General features: G+C 61.7%; 18 protein-coding genes. 9 read left to right on the top strand and 9 right to left on the bottom strand.

The features are described from left to right. The first annotated feature begins 1 nt into the window (after position 1). Together CAQUA_RS01720 and CAQUA_RS01715 are read left to right on the top strand one after the other, a co-directional pair. Entirely contained in the window at positions 2 to 280 is a 279-nt protein-coding gene (locus CAQUA_RS01720) for a monovalent cation/H+ antiporter complex subunit F (protein WP_196824781.1), read from the top strand. Continuing rightward, positions 280 to 675: a monovalent cation/H(+) antiporter subunit G gene (locus tag CAQUA_RS01715; RefSeq protein WP_196824782.1), complete on the top strand. Its 396-nt coding sequence runs from the start codon at positions 280 to 282 to the stop codon at positions 673 to 675. Before CAQUA_RS01720 ends, CAQUA_RS01715 begins: the two co-directional genes overlap by 1 nt. A gap of 27 nt (positions 676 to 702) precedes the next feature. Here CAQUA_RS01715 and CAQUA_RS01710 read toward each other — a convergent pair whose 3' ends face one another. The 3 genes from CAQUA_RS01710 to CAQUA_RS01700 form a co-directional block, all read right to left on the bottom strand. Continuing rightward, on the bottom strand, positions 703 to 1,833 hold the full coding sequence (locus CAQUA_RS01710; protein WP_196824783.1) for a glutamate--cysteine ligase: 1,131 nt from the start codon (positions 1,831 to 1,833) through the stop codon (positions 703 to 705). A gap of 72 nt (positions 1,834 to 1,905) precedes the next feature. Further along, entirely contained in the window at positions 1,906 to 3,093 is a 1,188-nt protein-coding gene (locus tag CAQUA_RS01705) for a LytR C-terminal domain-containing protein (protein WP_196824784.1), read from the bottom strand. A gap of 83 nt (positions 3,094 to 3,176) precedes the next feature. Continuing rightward, positions 3,177 to 3,404: a DUF3263 domain-containing protein gene (locus CAQUA_RS01700; protein ID WP_196824785.1), complete on the bottom strand. Its 228-nt coding sequence runs from the start codon at positions 3,402 to 3,404 to the stop codon at positions 3,177 to 3,179. Positions 3,405 to 3,419: 15 nt separating this feature from the next. Between CAQUA_RS01700 and CAQUA_RS01695 the strand changes: the two genes are divergently transcribed. Genes CAQUA_RS01695 through cls form a run of 4 tightly spaced genes read left to right on the top strand, consistent with a single transcriptional unit; the run spans position 3,420 to position 7,425 of the window. Next, positions 3,420 to 3,992, top strand: a complete 573-nt coding sequence (locus CAQUA_RS01695) for a peptide deformylase (RefSeq protein ID WP_196824786.1) — start codon at positions 3,420 to 3,422, stop codon at positions 3,990 to 3,992. Position 3,993: 1 nt separating this feature from the next. Beyond that, positions 3,994 to 5,079, top strand: coding sequence for an N-acetylglutamate synthase, CG3035 family (locus CAQUA_RS01690; RefSeq protein WP_196825655.1), 1,086 nt, complete (start codon positions 3,994 to 3,996; stop codon positions 5,077 to 5,079). Between the two features lie 37 nt (positions 5,080 to 5,116). After that, the gene (locus CAQUA_RS01685) at positions 5,117 to 5,920 is read left to right on the top strand and encodes an exodeoxyribonuclease III (protein ID WP_196824787.1); all 804 of its coding nucleotides are present in this window, start codon (positions 5,117 to 5,119) and stop codon (positions 5,918 to 5,920) included. Then, positions 5,920 to 7,425 carry a cardiolipin synthase gene (cls, locus tag CAQUA_RS01680; RefSeq protein ID WP_196824788.1) on the top strand — a complete coding sequence of 502 codons (1,506 nt, stop codon included), beginning with the start codon at positions 5,920 to 5,922 and terminating at the stop codon, positions 7,423 to 7,425. The genes CAQUA_RS01685 and cls overlap by 1 nt, the downstream gene beginning before the upstream one ends. A gap of 538 nt (positions 7,426 to 7,963) precedes the next feature. Here the strand turns inward: cls and CAQUA_RS01675 are convergent. The 4 genes from CAQUA_RS01675 to CAQUA_RS01660 all read right to left on the bottom strand — a co-directional run bounded on the left by CAQUA_RS01675 (position 7,964) and on the right by CAQUA_RS01660 (position 11,883). Further along, on the bottom strand, positions 7,964 to 9,004 hold the full coding sequence (locus CAQUA_RS01675; protein ID WP_196824789.1) for a PDDEXK family nuclease: 1,041 nt from the start codon (positions 9,002 to 9,004) through the stop codon (positions 7,964 to 7,966). 561 nt (positions 9,005 to 9,565) lie between these two features. Next, on the bottom strand, positions 9,566 to 10,333 hold the full coding sequence (locus tag CAQUA_RS01670; protein WP_196824790.1) for an ABC transporter permease: 768 nt from the start codon (positions 10,331 to 10,333) through the stop codon (positions 9,566 to 9,568). Further along, positions 10,326 to 11,408: an ABC transporter ATP-binding protein gene (locus tag CAQUA_RS01665; RefSeq protein ID WP_196824791.1), complete on the bottom strand. Its 1,083-nt coding sequence runs from the start codon at positions 11,406 to 11,408 to the stop codon at positions 10,326 to 10,328. The genes CAQUA_RS01670 and CAQUA_RS01665 overlap by 8 nt, the downstream gene beginning before the upstream one ends. After that, entirely contained in the window at positions 11,401 to 11,883 is a 483-nt protein-coding gene (locus CAQUA_RS01660) for an NUDIX domain-containing protein (protein WP_196824792.1), read from the bottom strand. Before CAQUA_RS01660 ends, CAQUA_RS01665 begins: the two co-directional genes overlap by 8 nt. A 73-nt stretch (positions 11,884 to 11,956) precedes the next feature. Between CAQUA_RS01660 and CAQUA_RS01655 the strand changes: the two genes are divergently transcribed. From CAQUA_RS01655 to CAQUA_RS01645, 3 genes are read left to right on the top strand one after another with little or no spacing between them, the layout of a single operon-like run. Next, positions 11,957 to 13,462, top strand: a complete 1,506-nt coding sequence (locus CAQUA_RS01655; protein ID WP_196824793.1) for a GlnX family signal transduction membrane protein — start codon at positions 11,957 to 11,959, stop codon at positions 13,460 to 13,462. Then, complete coding sequence (locus CAQUA_RS01650) at positions 13,462 to 14,538, top strand: glutamate ABC transporter substrate-binding protein (RefSeq protein WP_196824794.1); 1,077 nt, start codon at positions 13,462 to 13,464, stop codon at positions 14,536 to 14,538. The genes CAQUA_RS01655 and CAQUA_RS01650 overlap by 1 nt, the downstream gene beginning before the upstream one ends. Positions 14,539 to 14,541: 3 nt before the next feature. Then, entirely contained in the window at positions 14,542 to 17,241 is a 2,700-nt protein-coding gene (locus tag CAQUA_RS01645; protein WP_196824795.1) for a serine/threonine protein kinase, read from the top strand. Between the two features lie 15 nt (positions 17,242 to 17,256). Here the strand turns inward: CAQUA_RS01645 and CAQUA_RS01640 are convergent, their stop codons facing one another. Both CAQUA_RS01640 and CAQUA_RS01635 read right to left on the bottom strand, forming a co-directional pair. After that, positions 17,257 to 17,631, bottom strand: a complete 375-nt coding sequence (locus CAQUA_RS01640; protein WP_196824796.1) for a hypothetical protein — start codon at positions 17,629 to 17,631, stop codon at positions 17,257 to 17,259. Between the two features lie 215 nt (positions 17,632 to 17,846). Then, positions 17,847 to 18,302, bottom strand: coding sequence for a helix-turn-helix domain-containing protein (locus tag CAQUA_RS01635; RefSeq protein WP_196824797.1), 456 nt, complete (start codon positions 18,300 to 18,302; stop codon positions 17,847 to 17,849). Positions 18,303 to 18,333 lie beyond the last annotated feature (31 nt).

Below are 18,333 nucleotides of genomic sequence, written 5' to 3'. Positions count from 1 at the left end.
GATGGACCCGACCCTGTACAACGGAATCCTTGCTATCGCGGCCGTGTTGCTCACCGCGGGATTCTTCATCACAACGTGGCGCATGATCGTGGGCCCGAACTCTCTTGACCGCGTGGTGGGGATGGACGGGATGACCGCGTCACTTCAATGCGCCCTAGCAACCTACATCTGTTGGACGCTTGACACCACCGTGGTCAACGTCATGTTTGTGATCGCCATGCTCAGCTTCATCGGTTCACTGTCCGTGGCCAGGTTCCGCAAGAGGGACGGTGCGTTGTAATGAACTGGGAACTCATCGCGGACATCGCATCCCTGGTCTTCATCCTCTTTGGATCGCTTCAAGTGTTCTTTGCTGCGGTTGGCGTGGTGCGGTTCAACAACACCGTCGCGCGGATCCATGCCATCACTAAACCGCAAACAACCGGCCTCCTCCTGGTGGTCATGGGCACGATCATTCGGCTAGCCGGGTCTCCTACCTTCGACGTGGGCCACCGCGGCGACGCCGGCATGCTCCTTCTCCTGCTGCTCTTCGCGCTGATGACCAGCCCTGTTGTGGCTCAACGTCTTGGACGCGTTTCCCGCCTCGAAGGACTCTACGGCGGCGAAGACCAGCTCACCGTCAACGAGAATCCGTCTCGCTACAAAGACCCCCGGCCCACCAAGCCAAAGCCGTAGCACTCTCGCCCCGGCCCCTATTTGGCGCTAGGTGCGGAGGTTGGATTCGAGGTCGTCGCAGGTGGCGTCGACGACGTTCTTCCAGTCGCCGGTGCGCTGGAAGATCTCACGTTGGCGCTGGTAGGCGGCGCCGTTGGAAATGATGTCGGCGACCCAGCCGAGTTCCGTGACGCAGCCGAGTCGGTGCGCGACTGGTTGCAGCTGCTCGATTAAGTCGTGGAGCTCGTCGGTCACCCAGCGTTCATCGGTATCGCGGGAGGTAATCACTTCGGCTTCCAACCCATATCGGGCGCCGCGCCACTTGTTTTCGGCAATGTGCCAGGGTTGGAGGGTGGGCAGTTCCTTCCCGTCGTCGATAAGCGAGTCGTAATAAACCACCAGGCAGTGGGTGAGCGCCACCACCGCGGCGAGTTCCTTGAGCGACGCCGAACAGTCAGAGATGCGGACTTCGATCGTGCCCCATTTAGCGGCGGGGCGAACGTCAAAGTGCATGGAACCCGTGTGCGAAGTGACCCCGGACTTCGCCTGGTCGCGCATGAACCCCACCCATTCATCCCAATTGCGGAACTGGTACGGCATTCCGGCGGTGGGAAGTTGCTGGTAAAGCATGGTCCGGTTCGATGCATACCCCGTGTCCAGGCCTTCCCACGCGGGGCTCGAGGCGGAGATCGCCAGCAGGTGGGGGTACTTCGTCATGATGGCGTTGATGATCGGCCAGACGCGCTCTTCATGCCTAATGCCCACGTGCACGTGTGTTCCCCACAGCAACATCTGCTGCCCCCAGTATTGGGTGCGGTTGATGATCTCTTTGTAGGTCTCTTTGTCCCCCACGGGCTGCTCGCGGAAATCCGCAAAGGGGTGGCCACCGCTGGCCCACAGCCGCAAGCCCATCTCATCAGTCACCGTTTTGACCTGGCCAAGAGTGCCGCGCAGCCACCCGATCGCCTCGCTCGTCGTGTGGCACACCGGCGTGACAAGCTCAACGGTGTTCTTCAGGAATTCTTTCTCCAGGTGCGTGCCATATCGCTTCTCGACGGCCTCAATGACCGCCCCGGCCTCCGCCACCATATCCCGGCTAACTGGGTCGACAAGCGCAATCTCCCACTCCACGCCCAGGGTGGGCTCGGGTGAGCGGGCAAAATCCTTAAACGGGTCCACGCTGAAATCTTACAGCCCAGCTGGCGTGATCACCTCGACGCCCGCCGGGTGATCTGGCCGGGGCCGGTGGGGTTAAAGCTCCACCGGGCCAACCATGATAAGGGTGATGGTGTCCGGCTTCTTAGCTTCCTCCGGTAGAGACTCAATGTTGGCACGAGCAATGCCACCCACGCGATCCGCGAGGATTCGCGCACGCTCCTCTGCACCCGGGGTATTCGGGTCAAAGAATACGGTGGTTTGCTCCAGAGTTTCGGCGTTGAAGTTACCCACACCACCGACCTCGGTGCCCTGGCCGCGCAGGTTGTCCGCTACGTCCGCGGCAAGCCCGCTTACGGTGGAGTTGTTGTAGACGTTGATTTTCTCATTATCCGCAGTCATCTTCTCACCAGCAGGAATCGAGCCCCGGTTTCCGCCTTCGCCTTCGCGCCCAGCTTCTCGACGATCCCCTTCACGCCCATCTTTCGGCGCACGGTTTTGGGAATCACGGTTGTGATCGGCGTCGTCCTTCGGTGCGTTCGGGTCCTGACCCGGTGCCTGTGACTGGCCCGGCGCGGGAGCGCCCGTAGGAACGGTTTGTCCCGTTTGACCTGGGTCGTTGGCGGTGTTTTGCACATCTTTATTGCCCTGAGTCAGCGCGTAGAGGCCCCAGAGGCCAAGTAACACAGCAACCGCGATGAGCACCATCGCCAGGCCACGCTTCGGAATGCCACGAGGCTGGTCGTCCTCGGGATACTCCTCGTATTCCTCGGAGTACTCGATCGGCTCAGCCCGACTAGGGCGGGGAGCCTCACCGCGCACGGGCGCGGCTGCGGGAGCCGCCTCACTGCGTTGCGTAACCCGTGGATCGTCTTCGACCTCTACTACCTCTTCGAACTCCGCGTCGTGGATATCGCCAGCAGCGCTGGCAGCGCCAGCGACACCGGCAGCTCCAGCAGCACCAGCAGCGGCAGAACCCCCGCGAGTTTCGGGGCGGCGTGCGCCGGAGTCGAACATGGAGTTGAACACCGGGCTGTCCTCCTCACCCGGGGCGTCCGGGCGGGAATGGCGGCCGCGTGGTGCGGGGTCCTCAACGACGGCTTCGTCGTAGTACTCCTCATAGGCCTCGGCGAATGCGCCATCATCGGCAGGTTCGTAGAAATCGACCTCGCCGCGGCGAGCTGAGGCGTCCACAGAATCGGCCTCGACAAAGTCGGCCTCCGGGGCGTTCTTAGGCTTCCCGGTGGGCTTCCAACGGCTGGATCCAGAATTCACATTCGTCACACACGTCACTGTATCCTGGGGATTCCTAACCTTTCGGGCGCGACTCGCCGTAAAATCAACCGAACCAAGGGGCCCGCGCACGCTCACGCCCCGGGATTAATCACCCGCTCATCCCGGATGCGCTGGAGCCGCCGGACCAGTTGGGGGCGGGCGGCTAGGGCTGAGGGATCGTCGATAAGCATGTTGAGGCGCTGGTAATAGCGCACGGGTGACATGGAAAGCTCACGGCGAATGGCCTCCTCGCGTGCGCCGAGGCTGCGGGGGGCGCGGTCGGCGAAATCGAGGACGGCGAGGTCTGCGTCGGTGAGCATGCTTAGACTATAGCCATGGCTATTCGACCAATCGTGATCTACGGCGACCCCGTCCTGCACAACCCCACCGAGCCTGTGACGGAGCCCGTGGAGGAGCTCGCGCAGCTCATCGCCGATATGCATGACACGATGGATGCGGCACATGGCGTGGGCCTGGCCGCGAACCAGATCGGCGTGAACAAGCGCCTGTTCGTGTACAACTGCCCTGACGGGGACGTGATGCGTCGCGGCACGGTGATCAACCCCGTGCTGGAGACGTCAGAGATCCCCAAGACAATGCCGCGCGATGACGGCGAGGATGATGAAGGGTGCCTGTCCGTCCCGGGCGAGGGCTTCCCCACTGGGCGCGCGGACTGGGCGCGCGTGACAGGCACTGATGAAAACGGCGACCCCGTGGACATTGAGGGCACCGGGTTCTTTGCCCGTTGCCTTCAGCATGAGGTGGGTCACCTCGATGGCTTCGTTTACCTCGACGTTCTCACCGGCCGATACAAGCGCGAGGCGAAGCGCGCGGTCAAGGCCAACGGCTGGGGTGCGGCGGGCAACACCTGGATGCCGGGCGATGACCCGGATCCCTTCGGTCACTAGAGTGTCGCGCCTGTTCCGCACCGATGAGGTCAGCGTCGGCGAGCGCGTTGTCGTGCGCCGTTACCTTGATGGCCCCGGCAGCCACGTCACCGACGTCATCGGCCACGTCGTCTCGCTCGACCCGTTGGTCCTCCGCCCGCAAAAGGTCGGCGGCCTGCCCTCGAGCGCGCCCACTCTTTCGATCCCGCGTGAGCAGATCCAGGTGCTCAAACGCTTAAGCCCCCGCCGCGTCCGCAACTCCGACATCCGCGCCATCGAGGTCGCCACGGCGAAGGCGTTCCCAGGCCAAGAGCACACGCTTATCGACGGCTGGTTCACGCGCGCTGGCGCAGACATCGCCGAACGGTCCAATTCGGCTACCCCGATCGGTCCGTCTGCGGGCTTTAGACCCGTGCCGATCCGCGAGATTCATGAGTTTTACGCCTCCCGGGGTTTACCCACCCGACTACTGGTTCCGGAGCGCATTGGGGCTGCGGCCGAGAAGTTGCTCGTTGGTGCTGGTGAAGGGCACTGGAGCGTTGGGCCGGAGATCATCACTATGACCACTGCGTTGCACGGCAGTGCCGCCGCGGACGAACCAATCGAGGCCGAAGAGTTGAGCACCCTCGTTTTCGAGGTAACCGATGAGCCGGATGAGGACTGGCTGGCCATGTACCATTTTCGGGGCCAGCCGCTCCCGCCGGATGCGCTGCGGGCATTAGCAAAAACCATCGACGGAAAGATCACGTTCGGTCGTCTGAAACACCAGGGGCAGACGATCGCGGTGACCCGTGGGACCTTGACGTCATCGAGTATGGATACGCCGAGTTTTGACTCCGGATATGCGGGGGTGGGGATGGATGGCGGAAGGGGGTCGTCGAAAAGCGATGTTGTCTGGCTTGGCTACTCCGCGGTGGAGGTGGCCCCCGCGTGGAGACGTCGGGGCGTGGGGACACTTCTTGGCCGCAAGATGCGTCAGTGGGGACGCGAACACGGAGCGACCAACGCGTACCTGCAGGTCCTAGGGTCGAATGAGGCGGGCTTGCGGCTGTACCGCAAGCTAGGGTTCGAAGAGCACCATCGTCTGCGGTACTTCACGCTGCGATGACTTCGCGGGGCAGCGCGAGGAACTAGAGTGGGTACGCATGCGGATAGCTACGTGGAACGTGAACTCGGTGCGCAGCCGCGCAGATCGCATTCAGGCGTTTCTTCAGCGCAACGACATTGACGTGTTAGCCATGCAGGAAACGAAGGTCGCTGACGCGAAGTTCCCCTACTCGGTGTTTGAGGCAGCGGGGTACGAGGTAGCGCACGTGGGTTACCACCAGTGGAACGGCGTGGCTATTGCGTCGCGGGTGGGTTTAGAAGACGTGCGCGAGGGTTTTGAGCGCCAACCCGGGTTCCACAAAGACATTGCGCATGAGCAGGCCATGGAGGCGCGCGCGGTGGGCGCGAACTGCGGCGGGGTGGACGTGTGGAGCTTGTACGTCCCCAATGGCCGGGAGATCGGCGTCCGCCACTACGACTACAAGCTGGAGTTCCTCTACCGACTATCCGAACAGGTCACACCCGGTTCACCACAGGTATTCATGGGCGATTTCAACATCGCACCGACGGATAAAAACGTGTGGGACATTGCATTCTTTGAAGGCAAAACGCACGTGACGGAACCGGAGCGCGCCGCGTTCCAACGCCTTGTTGAGTCAGGCTTAACACAGGTCACCCACGACGAACTGTACAGCTACTGGGACTACAAATCCATGCGCTTCCAGCGCGGCGAAGGCATGCTCATTGACTTCCAGTTAGTAACGCCGGTGATGGCAGACCGCCTCAAGTTCGCATGGGTCGATGTCGACGAACGCAAGGGGCAGGGTGCCTCCGACCACGCGCCCGTCATCGCCGACTACGATGTCGCGGACCTTGCCGGCGCGCTCGACGAGGTGCGCTGATGTTAGGCCTAGACCTGTCCACGTGGCAGTGGATCCTCTTCGTCATCGATTATTCGATCAAGTTTGTAGTTATCGGAATCATCCCCGAAAACCGCAAGCCCTCGTCTGCTAACGCGTGGCTCCTGGTCATCCTGCTTATCCCCTACCTGGGACTTCCGCTGTACTTCTTCTTAGGCTCGACCTTCCTTAATCGCCGCCGCCACCGCATCCAAGAGCGCGCCGCCGACGCCGTACAGGACGTCCATTCCTCCATCCCCGACTTCCCTAAGGGCACCACGCTTAGCGACGAAAAGATTTCCATGATCACGCTCAACCGGACCTTGACCGGCTACCCGGCGCTGGACGGTCGCGTTCTGGCGCTGTGGGCGGATTATGACAAAGCGATGATGCGCCTGGCCTCGGCCATCGACGATGCCGAACACTACGTCCACGTGGAAATGTACGCCCAGGCCTGGGACCAAACCACCCACATCGTGTTCGAAGCGCTGGAACGCGCAGTCGCCCGCGGCGTGAAAGTACGCGTCTTGTTCGACCAAATCGGATCGCAGAAATACCCCGGCTTCAAAGACTTTAAAAAGCGGCTCACCGCCGCCGGGATCGAATGGCACCAAGCCCTGCCGATCCAACTCTTACGCGGGCGCTTCCGCCGCCCCGACCTGCGCAACCACCGCAAGCAAGTCATTATCGACGACCGTGTCGGCTTCATGGGGTCCATCAACCTGATCGACCGCAGCTACCTCATGCCGGGGCACGTGAAGAAAGGCCGCCAATGGGTCGACGCCTTAGTGGAAGTCACCGGCCCGATCGTGGCGTCCTTTGAATCCATGTTCGCCGTGGACTGGTACACCGAATCTGGCGAAGTCATTGAGCTAGTTCCTCCCCACGACCCCGACCCAGACGCCGCTGAACCTTCCACACTGCAGCTCATCCCCTCCGGGCCCGGCTACCAAACCGAACCGAACCTGCGGATGTTCAACACCTTGATCCACCACGCCCGCCGGCGCCTCGTGTTGTGCTCCCCCTATTTCGTCCCCGACGACTCCATGCTGGAGGCCATCACCACCGCCTGCTACCGCGGCGTCCGCGTCGACCTCCTCGTCGGCGAAAAGGCCGACCAGTTCATGGTCGACCACGCCCAATCCGCTTACTACCAGCAACTCCTCGAAGCCGGCGTTCACATCTGGCAGTTCCCCGCCCCCTACATCCTGCACACCAAGTTCGCCATCGCCGACCCCGCCGAACCCACCGACGCTTCCGACTCCTCCTCCGAGCACCCCAACTGCGTGGCCATCATGGGCTCCTCCAACATGGACATGCGCTCCTTCTCCCTGAACTTCGAAAATTCTCTGTTCATCGCACGCGGCCCGCTTCTCGACGACCTGATGGCACTGTCCCGTTCCTACTTCCACGTCTCCAAACAGCTGACCCTCGAAGAATGGTCGAGCCGCCCCTGGACTCGCCGCTACATCGACAACGTGATGAAACTGACCTCCGCTGTCCAATAGCCCGCACAGCACATCCCTCCCCTTCGCGCCCTCCCCTCTCCTTGGCGCCCTCCCCTCTCCAAGCGCCTTCCCACGCCTTCCCCACTGCACACCGGCCCCCACGCTTCCCCCTCCCCTTGGCGCCCTCCCTGCCCCCAGGCTTTCCCCCTCCCCCGTACTCGGCGACACCAGGCGCTTTCCAAGGCAACATATAAGCCAAAGCGAAGTTGTCCCTGAGCATGCAAAACGGCCGAAAAATGCCGTTTTTCGGCCTTCCCGGCCAACTTTGCTCCCCTGCGAGAAGGAATGAGTCCAGCCCAGTCAAGGACAAACAACCAGCACGATCTCAGGGCCGAGTTCCGGTAGTAAAGTTGGCCCGGAGCACCGGCCGGGCGCGACGGGGCCGAGCGAAGTTGTCCCTGAGCAAGAAAAACGGCCGAAAAACAGCGGTTTTCGGCCTTCCCGGCCAACTTTGCTTCCCGGCCAACTTTGCTTCCCGGCCATCTTTGCTTCCCGGCCATCTTGGTTCGGGACCGTGGGCCGAGGGTGCAGTGGAGCGCTAGCGCTGTTGTCGGCGCAGCTCCTCACGAACCTGCCGAACGATCTTGCCTGGATCTCGGCCGAGTTCCCACGGGGCATAACGCAAAACCGGATAGCCTTCGTTTCGGATGAAGGTCTCACGTCGTCGTTCCCGTAATAGCACTTCGCTGGTTTCTTCGACATATTTGCAGTCACCGTCGATTTCCACCACAACGCACGGAACTACAGCCCGCGCCCCCGAAGCTGAACGGCCCTCGCGGGTCGGCCCAGCGCCAGAACCAGAACCGCGGCCTGAACCCGAGCCACCACCACGCCCAGGACCAGGACCAGCACCCGACCAAGCGCCCGAACCGCCACCCTGACCGGACTCGGTCACGAGAAGATCCGCTTCGTAAGGCCCGATGGGGAATTGGGTGAGGGTGGAGAGGTTGGCGTCGATAAGTAATGCGCGTGCGTAACTCTCCCAGGGCGATCCGGAATTCCCAACCGCATAGGCGAGACTGCGGCGCGCGTGCCCGACGCCGACGAAACGCCCTGCGGCATCCAGACGCGCGGCAAGGTCGGAGCGTGCGAAACCGTGCTTCAGCAGCCAATCGGCCGCGATCAAGGCATGGCAAAAGCCCAGCTCACGAGCGATCTCGAGCCACGTTTCCAGCGGATCGGTCACGCTTACGTCCATGACGCTGCACACCCACTCTGGGTCCAGGGCCCGCTTCACGTACTGGCTTCCCTGCGGCCAGCGATCCCGCGGCGGATGCGAACCACTCGGCAGCGCCAGCCGCACCGGCGCCTGCACGTCGCTGTGAATCGACCACATCCCATGCAGCAGCGCCGCCGAACTTCCCAGCACAATCGCCGAATTCAGCGACTGCCCGATCGCCATAATCCGCGCAATCCGCCGCTGATGGTGCTCCATCGCCCGAAAATCCTCGCGCTCGATGGCCCGCCGGCTCGCCAGCTGCACCAGCTCGCCGCGCCTCAGCCGCTCACGCATCTCAGGCCCCGGATTCTGCGGCACGACCACCAACGTTTTCGCTACTTTTGCTAATTCACCGTTCATAAGTCCCAGATTTAAGCACTTGCTTATCGACGCCACCCCTCCCCCATCCTTCCCCCTGTGGATAAGTCCGGGAATTCAAGCTTCGACTACCGTTACCAGGCATTTTCCCTCGGCTCTGTGCCAGAGTTATCCACAGGCGCGTCCCCTGTCCCCGCGCGGCTCCAATTCCGGCTCCAATTCCGGCCCAGCCTCCCGTTCGATGCCCATTCCAGCGCGAACTCCGACCCCGCCTTGACCGCCCCGCTGAGCAGACCCGCCAGCAAAGTTGGCCGCGAGCCCCCAAAATCGGCGTTTTCCAGCCTTTTTCAGCGTTCCCGGCCAATTTCGCTTTCATTTATATGTCCGGTCAAGCGAAGTACAGGCCAAAACGAGCCAAGGACGAGCCAAGGACGAGCCATGGACAGGCCATGGCCAGGTGACAGGGTTGGAGCTGGGGCATGGCAGCGAAAAACCCGGCCGAAGCCGGGTTGTGCGGGACAAAATAGGCCGGTGAGCTGGGCTGAGGGTGGGCCGGTGGCCAGCCGGGAGGGCCGGGGCTGGGGCCGGTGGGCAGGCCCTAGCCTAGGCGTCGCGGCGTTCCAGCAAGACCAGGCCGATGATGAACGGGATGATGGCCCAGGCGGCGAAGATGCCAAAGTGCACCCACTCATTCCACTCGGTGCCCAAGAACGGCAGTTGGAACTGGGTTTGGTTCTGGAACGGCATGTATTTAAGGACTCTCGGCCCCCACTTGGGAATGAGCTGCAGGATCGTGCCCTCAAGCAGAAGTTGCCAGCCGACGACCAAGGTGATGGCACCGGCGGAGTTACGCACGAGCCAGCCGACTCCCTGACAGAGCATCACGACCAGACCGGTGGTCAGTGGCAGCGCCCACAGTGTGCGCTGCGCAACGGAGTTGGATGTCCAATCGAATGGGTTGGCTGCAATGGCGTCACCGAGGATGTAGGAAATCACCAGTAGGATCAGCCCGAAGACCATCGAGAAGAGCCCGTATACCAGCAGCTTCGCCAGCGCGACCTGCCATCGCTGCGGCGTGATTGTGAAGTTTGTCGACGACACCTTGAAGCGGTACTCGGTGGTGACCACCATCGTCGCCATCACCGTGACCACGAACGTGAACAGCCCGTACGCACCGATTACAGTCACGGGCGCCCACGCGCCACCACCCATGCTCATGGGATCCATCGGGTCAATCGCGCCGTTGTTTCGGTCGATGAACGCCATCATCGTGACCATCGCGAGCATCAACGCCGCACCGATCGCGGACGTCCACCAGAAGGAAGCGGTTGTTCGGAGCTTCGTAATCTCCGAAAGCATCGTGTTAAGCATCGCGAACCTCCTTGCTGTGAGCATTTCTTATCGACGGTTCCCCCAACCGCCCATCCGTCGGAGCCATTGGGCCGGCCTGTTCAGTCGGGCCGGGGGCAACGGGGGCGGGGTGGCCAACCGGCGCGGCGGGCGCAGGCTGCGCGGGGCCGGGCTGGGCGGGGAGGCCGGTGTGGTACTGCACGGCGCCCTCGGTCTTGCGGATGTAGGCCTCTTCGAGGGATGCGCGCTGCTCGGAGAGCTGGGTGAGCATGACGCCGGTGCTGTAGGCGAGTTCGCCAACGCGGTCGGAATCGGTGTTGGGCACGATGATGGTCGGTCGACCGTCCTCATCAGCTGCCACGGAGAACTGGATGCCCTCGGCGCTTAGCGCCTGGCCGAATTGTTCCAGGTGCGGGGAGCGAACGACGGTGGACACAGCAGAGTTCTGTTTGATGAACTCGTGCATCGGCCCGGCTGCAACGAGGCGGCCGCGGCCGATCACGATCAGTTCGTCCGCGGTCTGTGCCATCTCAGCCAGCAGGTGGGAGGACACTAAAACAGTGCGCCCTTCCGCGGCGAAGGACTTGAGTAGCTCACGCACCCAGCGGATACCTTCGGGATCTAAGCCGTTGACTGGCTCGTCGAGGATCAACACCTCCGGATCGCCCAACATCGCGGACGCGATGCCAAGGCGCTGCCCCATACCCAAGGAAAAACCGCCGGCCTTCTTCTTGGCCACGGAGGTCAAACCAACCAGGGACAAAACCTCATCCACGCGCGAGGAGGGAAGCCCAGCCGCCTGCGCCTGCCACAGCAAAGAGCGATACGCGCTGCGGTTCGGGTGCACGGCTTTCGCGTCGAGCAGCGTTCCCACCTTGTGAATGGGGTTGTCCAATTCGCGGTACGGCCGGCCGTCGATAAGCGCGGTGCCCGCTGTGGGATTGTCAAGCCCCACGATCATTCGCATTGTTGTTGACTTGCCCGCGCCGTTGGGGCCCAAAAATCCCGTGACCACTCCGGGTTTCACGGTGAAGCTTAAGTCATCAACGGCGCGGACCTGACCGTACTGTTTTGTCAGGCCGGAAACTTCAATCATGGTTTTTACAGTGCCATAGAAGTGTGTCCAACGACGCTTCGAAGCCACCATGCAACGGGTATTCACGGATTTTATCCAGCTCAACCCAACGTAAGTCGGCGGATTCCGCGTTCGGCTCGGTGGGAAGCTCCTCGCCGGTAGTCGTGTGCGCAAGCACCGTCGTGTACGTCCACGAGGAGTCATCGCCAGCGGCAGTCACAATGCACGTATCGACGACCACCTTGCCCACGTCAATCCCACATTCTTCGACCGTTTCCCGCAGTGCGGCCTCCGCTTCCGTCTCATGTGAATCACGCGCGCCACCGGGAAGGGCCCACGTCCCGCCGTCCGCAACCCAGTTCGCGCGGTGTTGGAGCAGGACCTTGGCGTCCCCACCCGTGCTGGTGCGCAGGAATAATCCCGCAGCCCCGAAACGCCCCCATACAGGCTTGCCGCCGGGGCCCTCTACCCAGCCATTGCCATCACCAACAGTCATGGCTCCCACTGTAACCCGACCCCCTAACCGACGACTGCCCCACGGCGGGCACCAGACGCGATATTCTGGGGCAATGTCCACCGCCCGATTCCCCGCAGCCGCAGCTTCTCACGATGCTGCGGCGACGGAGGCAGTGGATGAAGCAGTGGATAAAGCAGTAGATAAAGCGGGGGAACCGCACGGGGAACCCAGCGAGGACGCCTGGCTCGACGTTGTTGAGCGGGCACCGCAGCGGCGTGGCGCTCGGGCACGGCTGCGGAAATCACTAGGTGGCACCACCGAACTGGCCGTCAGGACGTGGGATTATCTCACCACCACCGTAGGCAGGCTCACCGTCATGATGGTGTTGCTCACCGCTTTGCTGCTCAGCGCAGGCGTGGGCACGTACCAATCCGGTATCAAGCGGGAGGAGAACCTCGCGGCGGTGCTCAGTGATACTGAGCCGATGTCAACAGCGGCGCACGACCTCTACATGTCGCTGTCCACAGCGGACACCCTAGCTACGGGTTCATTTGTTCAGCCCGGGATGCGCACGGCGGAGTCGCACGCTGACTACATTGCGGCGATTGACCAAGCCACGAAGGCGGCCGATGAGGTGCAGCGGGGGTCGTCGACAAGCCGTGAAGATGAAGCTGAGACAACCCGCACGATCCAGAAACAGATCCTGGAAATCAAGCGCCAAATGCCTTTCTACATCGCACAGATGGAGCGGGCGCACGCGAACCAGCGCATGGGCAACCCCGTGGGCGTGAGTTACATGTCCAGCGCGAGCAACCTTATGCGCTCCGTGATCTTGCCGAAGGCGAAGGAAGTTCTGGACGCCACGCGCTCGCAGGTTCTCAACGAGATGGCGCGGTTTAGCGCGCCGCAACGTGCGCCGCTAGCTGGGCTAATTGCCGGGTTGATCGCGCTGATCGCGTGCCAATGGTTCCTGTGGCGTACCTTCCGGCGCCGCTTCAACCGCGGTTTTCTCAGTGCCACGGCCCTGATGCTCGTGGCAATCGTCTGGGTTATCGCAGCCAACTACAGCACCTGGGACGCGGGATCACGCGACTTCACCCGCGCCGTCGGGCCTTTAACCGCCCTCACGGACGCGCGCATTGACGCCCAACTGACACGCACCGATGAGACCCTCTTGCTGCTGCGCCGCGAGTCCCTGCGCGACCGGGCCGTCGCCTTCGACGACACGGAAGCCAAGGTCAACGAGGCCCTTAATCAAATCTCCCGTCCGGAAAGCCAGTACCTAGTCAGCCAAGCTCGCGCGGCCCTGGGCCAATGGCATGAGGCGCACACGCAGCTCATCGACGCTCTGGCCAGCGGCGATTACGATAAAGCCGTCGCGACCGCTGGCTCCGCGCAGGACTCCTCACCAGCCGCCCCCACGGCGGCCGACGCCTTCACTCGACTCGATTCTGCGTTGCGCACGCTCATGACAGCCTCCCGCGCGGATGTGCAATTGCTTATCGACGAAGGGCAAAGCGCCTCCCGCGCCGTCCCCACTGGCGTCCTAGTGCTGGTGATCCTGGCAATCTTGTCCATCTGGCTTGGCATCAGGCCACGCATCCAGGAGTACCTCTAATGGCCGCACGAACATGGCGATTTAGCCGCACAGTCCGCCACCGGGGACTTACCGCCGCCGGAATCGTGGTGGCCCTTGCAACCTTCAGCGCTTGCACGTCCCCGCCGCAGACGGCTCCCACCAGCACAGATCTGACCAATTCGCCCTCACGCAAAGACGCGAAGCGCAACGTCGAAACTAATAAGGATTCTGATGCCTTGAATCGTGCCGGGTTCCCGCTGCCCCCGGAGGCGCGACTGGACAGAGCAGGCATCCCGCCAGCGCAAGAAGAAGCCACGTTGAGCTGGGCGGGGTCGCTTCGGCCCGATAACGCGACGGCTGAGGAACGCGTGCCAGAAATTTTCAAGCGCGGCCGAATCATCGTGGGCGTGGACCAAGCTCAAAACCTGTTGAGCTTCCGCGACACCACAACGGGTGAGCTCAAAGGGTTTGAAGTTGACCTGGCGCGGGAGATCTCCCGCGATATCTTCGGCGACCCTAACCGCGTGGATTTCCGCTTCGTGGAATCATCCATGCGCACCGAGTTTCTTGAAAACAATGACGTGGACATCGTTGTGCGTACCATGTCCGTCACCAAAGAACGCCTGGACAAAGTGCAGTTCTCCACCCCGTACTTAAGCTCCTCTGTGCGCCTCATGGTGCCTAAGTCCCAGGACGTGGACGGACTCGCCGGCTTGGAACCCGGCGCGACGATCTGCGTGGCCGGCGGCACCAGCGTCTTAGACGTCGCACGCCGTGAAGCACCAACGCACCCCATCCTGCGCACCCGCACGTGGCCCGACTGTCTCATGGCACTTCAACAATTCCAAGTCGGCGCCATCATGTCCGACGAAACGATCCTGGCCGGTTCCGCGGTCCAAGACCCACTCACCCGAATTTCCGAGGAGAGCTACGGCGCTGAGCAGATCTACGCCGTGGGCATTGCCAAAGGAAACGACGGCCTAGTGCGCCAGGTCAACTCCACCATCGAACGCATCCGTTCCGACGGCACGTGGGACACCATGTTCAGCACCTGGCTTGGCCCCCACATTGCAAACCGCCCCACCCCACCCGCACGCTACCGGGAGGAGGACTAACCCATGCCGCAGCCCGACCACACGCCTGAATCCACCGAAGCAGTCGCCTTCGATCCCTTCGCCGACGACACCGAAAGCACCGAGCACACCCAGGCGGTTGCCTTCGATCCCTTCGCCGACGACACCGACGACGCAACGGAATCCGCGTACGTCCCGGATTTAAGCAATGACCTGGCCAACGCGGACCTCTACGGCGATGACGTGGTAAGCCTGCTCAAGGACCTGGACAAGCTCAAGGGAACCACAAAGCACGCGGATAAGCAGGGCGGCGAAGCAGGCCTGCACGGAAGCACCGGTGTGCAACAGCAACGGGAAAACACGAGTCAGCGAAGCCGCAGGGAAGCGATCAGCACGTTCCGTGAGCGTCGCGGTACACAGCGTGCGGCACGAACGGTTGCGGACGGCATGGTGGAGTTGCCCTGGATCCCGCCGTTTGATCCCTCCGCAGCGCTTATTGATCCAGCCTCAGCAACGGAAGAAAAAGGCATCCCCGAACCGCAGTTGTCCCCCGGCGATGTGGTAGCCGAGCAGTACGAAATCAAGGGCGTCATCGCCCACGGCGGTATGGGGTGGATTTACCTCGCTACCGACCGCAACGTTGCCGGCCGCGTGGTGGTGCTCAAAGGCCTGCACGCAGAGAAATCCCGTGATGAGGCCTCCGCGGCTGCAGCTGAGCGGGAGTTTCTCGCCGACATCACCCACCCGGAGATCGTCAAAATCTTCAACTTCATCGATGATCCCCGGGTGCCCGGTGGCTTCATCGTGATGGAATTCGTCGGCGGCCCGTCGCTACGCCAGCGCCGCAATGACCAGCCGAACCACCTGCTCCCCATCGATTTGGCCATTGGGTACATGCTGGAAATCCTCCCCGCACTGAGCTATCTACACAGCCGCGGCGTGGTGTACAACGATCTCAAGCCGGATAACATCATCGTGACGGAAGACCAGGTGAAGCTTATTGACTTGGGCGCAGTAAGCGGAATCGGCGCCTTCGGCTTCATCTATGGCACCCGTGGGTTCCAAGCCCCCGAAGTTGCCTCGGAAGGCCCGTCGATCGCCAGCGATATTTACACCATCGGCCGCACGCTGTTAGCGCTTACAATCAATATGCCGCGCGATGACAACGGCATATACGTGCTCGACCTCCCCGGCCCGTCAGACGAACCCACCTTCCGCCGGTACCTGTCCTACTATCGCCTGCTTGCGCGTTGCTGCCATCCTGATCCCAAGAAACGCTTCGCGTCGGTGGAGGAGCTCCAACGACAAATGCTGGGTGTCTTGCGTGAGGTCATCGCGCTTCGCGACGGCCGGTATTTCCCAGCCCGCCACTCCCTTTTCTCCCCGCAGCGTACGACGTTTGGCACAAAACACATCGTTTTTCGCACGGATCAGCTCATCGATGGAATTGAGCGCACCGTGGAAATCACCGCCACGGAAGTTGTCTCGGCGCTGCCCACTCCCCTGATTGACCGCTCCGACGTGGGCGCGGGACTGATTTCTGGTTCCTCGTACGCGGAGCCCCACGAAACACTGGAAATGCTGCGCCAGGCCATGTCGACCCCGGAATATGAGACCTCTGCCGAAATTCCTTTCGCCGTGGTTCGCGCGATGCTTGATTTGGGCCTGACCAGCCAGGCACGCCACTGGCTGGTCAACCTTCCTGACCGGATGCGCGGCAACTGGCGCTTCCACTGGTACCACGGCGTGACCAGCCTCATGCGCGGGGATTTCACCACCGCCCAGGCCGACTTCTCACAGGTCCTCGACGTAGTACCCGGCGAATCAGCACCGAAACTAGCGCTTGCCGCCGTCGATGAACTGCTCCTCCAGGAACAGGGAATGCAGACCAAAGAAATCTTGAGCGACTACTTGGCCCAACACGCCGCCGGACTCGATTGCTCGCTGGCTGAACTTCCTAACGAGTTCTTCCAAGAAAACACCACCTTCACCCACGACTGGTCCACGATCACCGATAACCCCGCCACCCTCCGCGTCAACGCCATGCGCCTGTACTCGCTGGTCTGGCTAACCAACTCCACTACTGTGTCCAGCGCCTTCGGACTCGCCCGCCAACTAATGTTCGAAGGCGAAGTGGAAATGGCCGTCGACGCCCTGGACCGCGTCCCCCAGCAGTCCCGCCACCAGCGCATGGCCAAGCTCACCACCATCTTGGACCTCATCTCCGAACCCGCCACCAGCACCCGCAGCTTCATCCCCCGCGACACCCCGCACAGCCACCACACCCCACAACAACACACCGCGCAAGAAGACACAGCACAACAGCACACAGCACAACAACACACAGCTGCATTCCACGAACACACCGACTCCGTGCATCCGCATTCACGCGGTGCCAACCCACCTGCCCCAGGCACGCTTCACACCACGGCTGCGCACCCGTTGATCGTGGAGGAACGCATTCGCCGCGCAGCCCGCAGGCTCGAGGAAATCCCCACTAACGAGCCACGCCTGCTCCAAATCAAGGTCGCTGTTCTCCGCGCTGCTCTTGAGTACCTCCGCGATACCGGCCAGAAAGAAACAGAGAATAAGGCCCCGCTCTTCGACTACCCGTTCACGCAGCAAGGCCTGCGCACCGGGCTAGCAATCACCCTGCGCGAACAAGCCCGGCGCGCCCCGACAGCCCGCCACCGTCACGCACTCGTGGACACGGCCAACAAGGTCCGCCCCTCAACGTGGTTCTAGGTCCCACCCGATTCGCTATTCGGATATGCCAGTAAGCTCGCGGCGTACTCGTTCCGCAAAGGTGTCACATCCAGCAAGTTTAAGTGCGTCAACCATTGACCCCACCGTTCTTCCTTGAATCTCGTGGTACTCAAACTGACCGGCGACTGCCTGGGAAAAAGCCCGCGCATCAAGCTCGGCTAGCAATATGAAGAACTCGTCCGGACTAATGATTTCGTACGGTTCCCACTCAGCTGTGCCGGTGAAGTCACTCGCTCGGTTCGTGGTCAGCAGATGAGTGGCATTACTGAATAGCGCAGCTGCGTGTACATGGTAATCTCCCCTGTCCTGACCGGAGAACCTGTAATCGCCAGTTTCGAAACTGACCGTTTCATCCATGATTTCAGTCATTTTCTCGAACCGCCGAGTAATCGCTGTCCCCGACCAAAGGGGATTCCTCTTGCGTAGCGCCCGAATCGCTTCTGCTTGTATGTCAAGAGTCCAGATGAGACTGAACCTACCATAGTTGCAGCGGTGCAAGTGGAACAGCCAGTCTTGCAGCGTTCGACTTACTAAGACGCTTGCATCAACTAAGACTTTCACTACCTTCCCCCCCGAAGCGTCATCTATTCCGTCGAACGCTGTTCGTTGATCGGACCGAAGTTTTGGTAGTCGAATTCGCGTAATTCATCGAACGCGGCACCTTGCTTTTCCCGTCGTACGCGATCAAATTCCAGAACCTCATGGAGGTGGAAACGACTGTGGGTGCCCACTTTAAAGCTCGGGATGTGACCTTCCTTGGCCCATTTCATCAGGGTGGGGCGCGAAACACCCAAGAGGTCCGCTGCCATGTGACTGGTTAGTTCATTCGGGATCTGGGAAACAACTACGCGCCCGCCTTCCGCGAAGCTGCGGAGGACTTGCAACAAGACATCGCTCACTGCGGATGGGAGTGCAGTCTCGTTCCCGTGAGCATCTTTTGCCACAAGGCGTCCTCCGTCAGGTACGTCCATTTCACGCATGGCTGCGGATACCGCTTCGTCCAAAAACACGGAACCCGTCCTTTGTACTGCCAAACTCATCGTTGTTCCCCTTACTACGGATGCGCTTGAA

Source organism: Corynebacterium aquatimens, assembly GCF_030408395.1.
Classification (GTDB): domain Bacteria; phylum Actinomycetota; class Actinomycetes; order Mycobacteriales; family Mycobacteriaceae; genus Corynebacterium; species Corynebacterium aquatimens.
This window is presented reverse-complemented; position numbering and strand designations above follow the sequence as displayed.

What these genes read in the sequence shown, in the direction of transcription:
- cls (WP_196824788.1), top strand. Translation starts at nt 5,920, where the DNA reads ATGTTAGGCCTAGACCTGTCCACGTGGCAGTGGATCCTCTTCGTCATC.
- CAQUA_RS01655 (WP_196824793.1), top strand. Translation starts at nt 11,957, where the DNA reads ATGTCCACCGCCCGATTCCCCGCAGCCGCAGCTTCTCACGATGCTGCG.
- CAQUA_RS01665 (WP_196824791.1), bottom strand. Translation starts at nt 11,408, where the DNA reads ATGATTGAAGTTTCCGGCCTGACAAAACAGTACGGTCAGGTCCGCGCC.
- CAQUA_RS01720 (WP_196824781.1), top strand. Translation starts at nt 2, where the DNA reads ATGGACCCGACCCTGTACAACGGAATCCTTGCTATCGCGGCCGTGTTG.
- CAQUA_RS01715 (WP_196824782.1), top strand. Translation starts at nt 280, where the DNA reads ATGAACTGGGAACTCATCGCGGACATCGCATCCCTGGTCTTCATCCTC.
- CAQUA_RS01645 (WP_196824795.1), top strand. Translation starts at nt 14,542, where the DNA reads ATGCCGCAGCCCGACCACACGCCTGAATCCACCGAAGCAGTCGCCTTC.
- CAQUA_RS01675 (WP_196824789.1), bottom strand. Translation starts at nt 9,004, where the DNA reads ATGAACGGTGAATTAGCAAAAGTAGCGAAAACGTTGGTGGTCGTGCCG.
- CAQUA_RS01635 (WP_196824797.1), bottom strand. Translation starts at nt 18,302, where the DNA reads ATGAGTTTGGCAGTACAAAGGACGGGTTCCGTGTTTTTGGACGAAGCG.
- CAQUA_RS01650 (WP_196824794.1), top strand. Translation starts at nt 13,462, where the DNA reads ATGGCCGCACGAACATGGCGATTTAGCCGCACAGTCCGCCACCGGGGA.
- CAQUA_RS01685 (WP_196824787.1), top strand. Translation starts at nt 5,117, where the DNA reads ATGCGGATAGCTACGTGGAACGTGAACTCGGTGCGCAGCCGCGCAGAT.
- CAQUA_RS01670 (WP_196824790.1), bottom strand. Translation starts at nt 10,333, where the DNA reads ATGCTTAACACGATGCTTTCGGAGATTACGAAGCTCCGAACAACCGCT.
- CAQUA_RS01695 (WP_196824786.1), top strand. Translation starts at nt 3,420, where the DNA reads ATGGCTATTCGACCAATCGTGATCTACGGCGACCCCGTCCTGCACAAC.
- CAQUA_RS01700 (WP_196824785.1), bottom strand. Translation starts at nt 3,404, where the DNA reads ATGCTCACCGACGCAGACCTCGCCGTCCTCGATTTCGCCGACCGCGCC.
- CAQUA_RS01660 (WP_196824792.1), bottom strand. Translation starts at nt 11,883, where the DNA reads ATGACTGTTGGTGATGGCAATGGCTGGGTAGAGGGCCCCGGCGGCAAG.
- CAQUA_RS01640 (WP_196824796.1), bottom strand. Translation starts at nt 17,631, where the DNA reads ATGACTGAAATCATGGATGAAACGGTCAGTTTCGAAACTGGCGATTAC.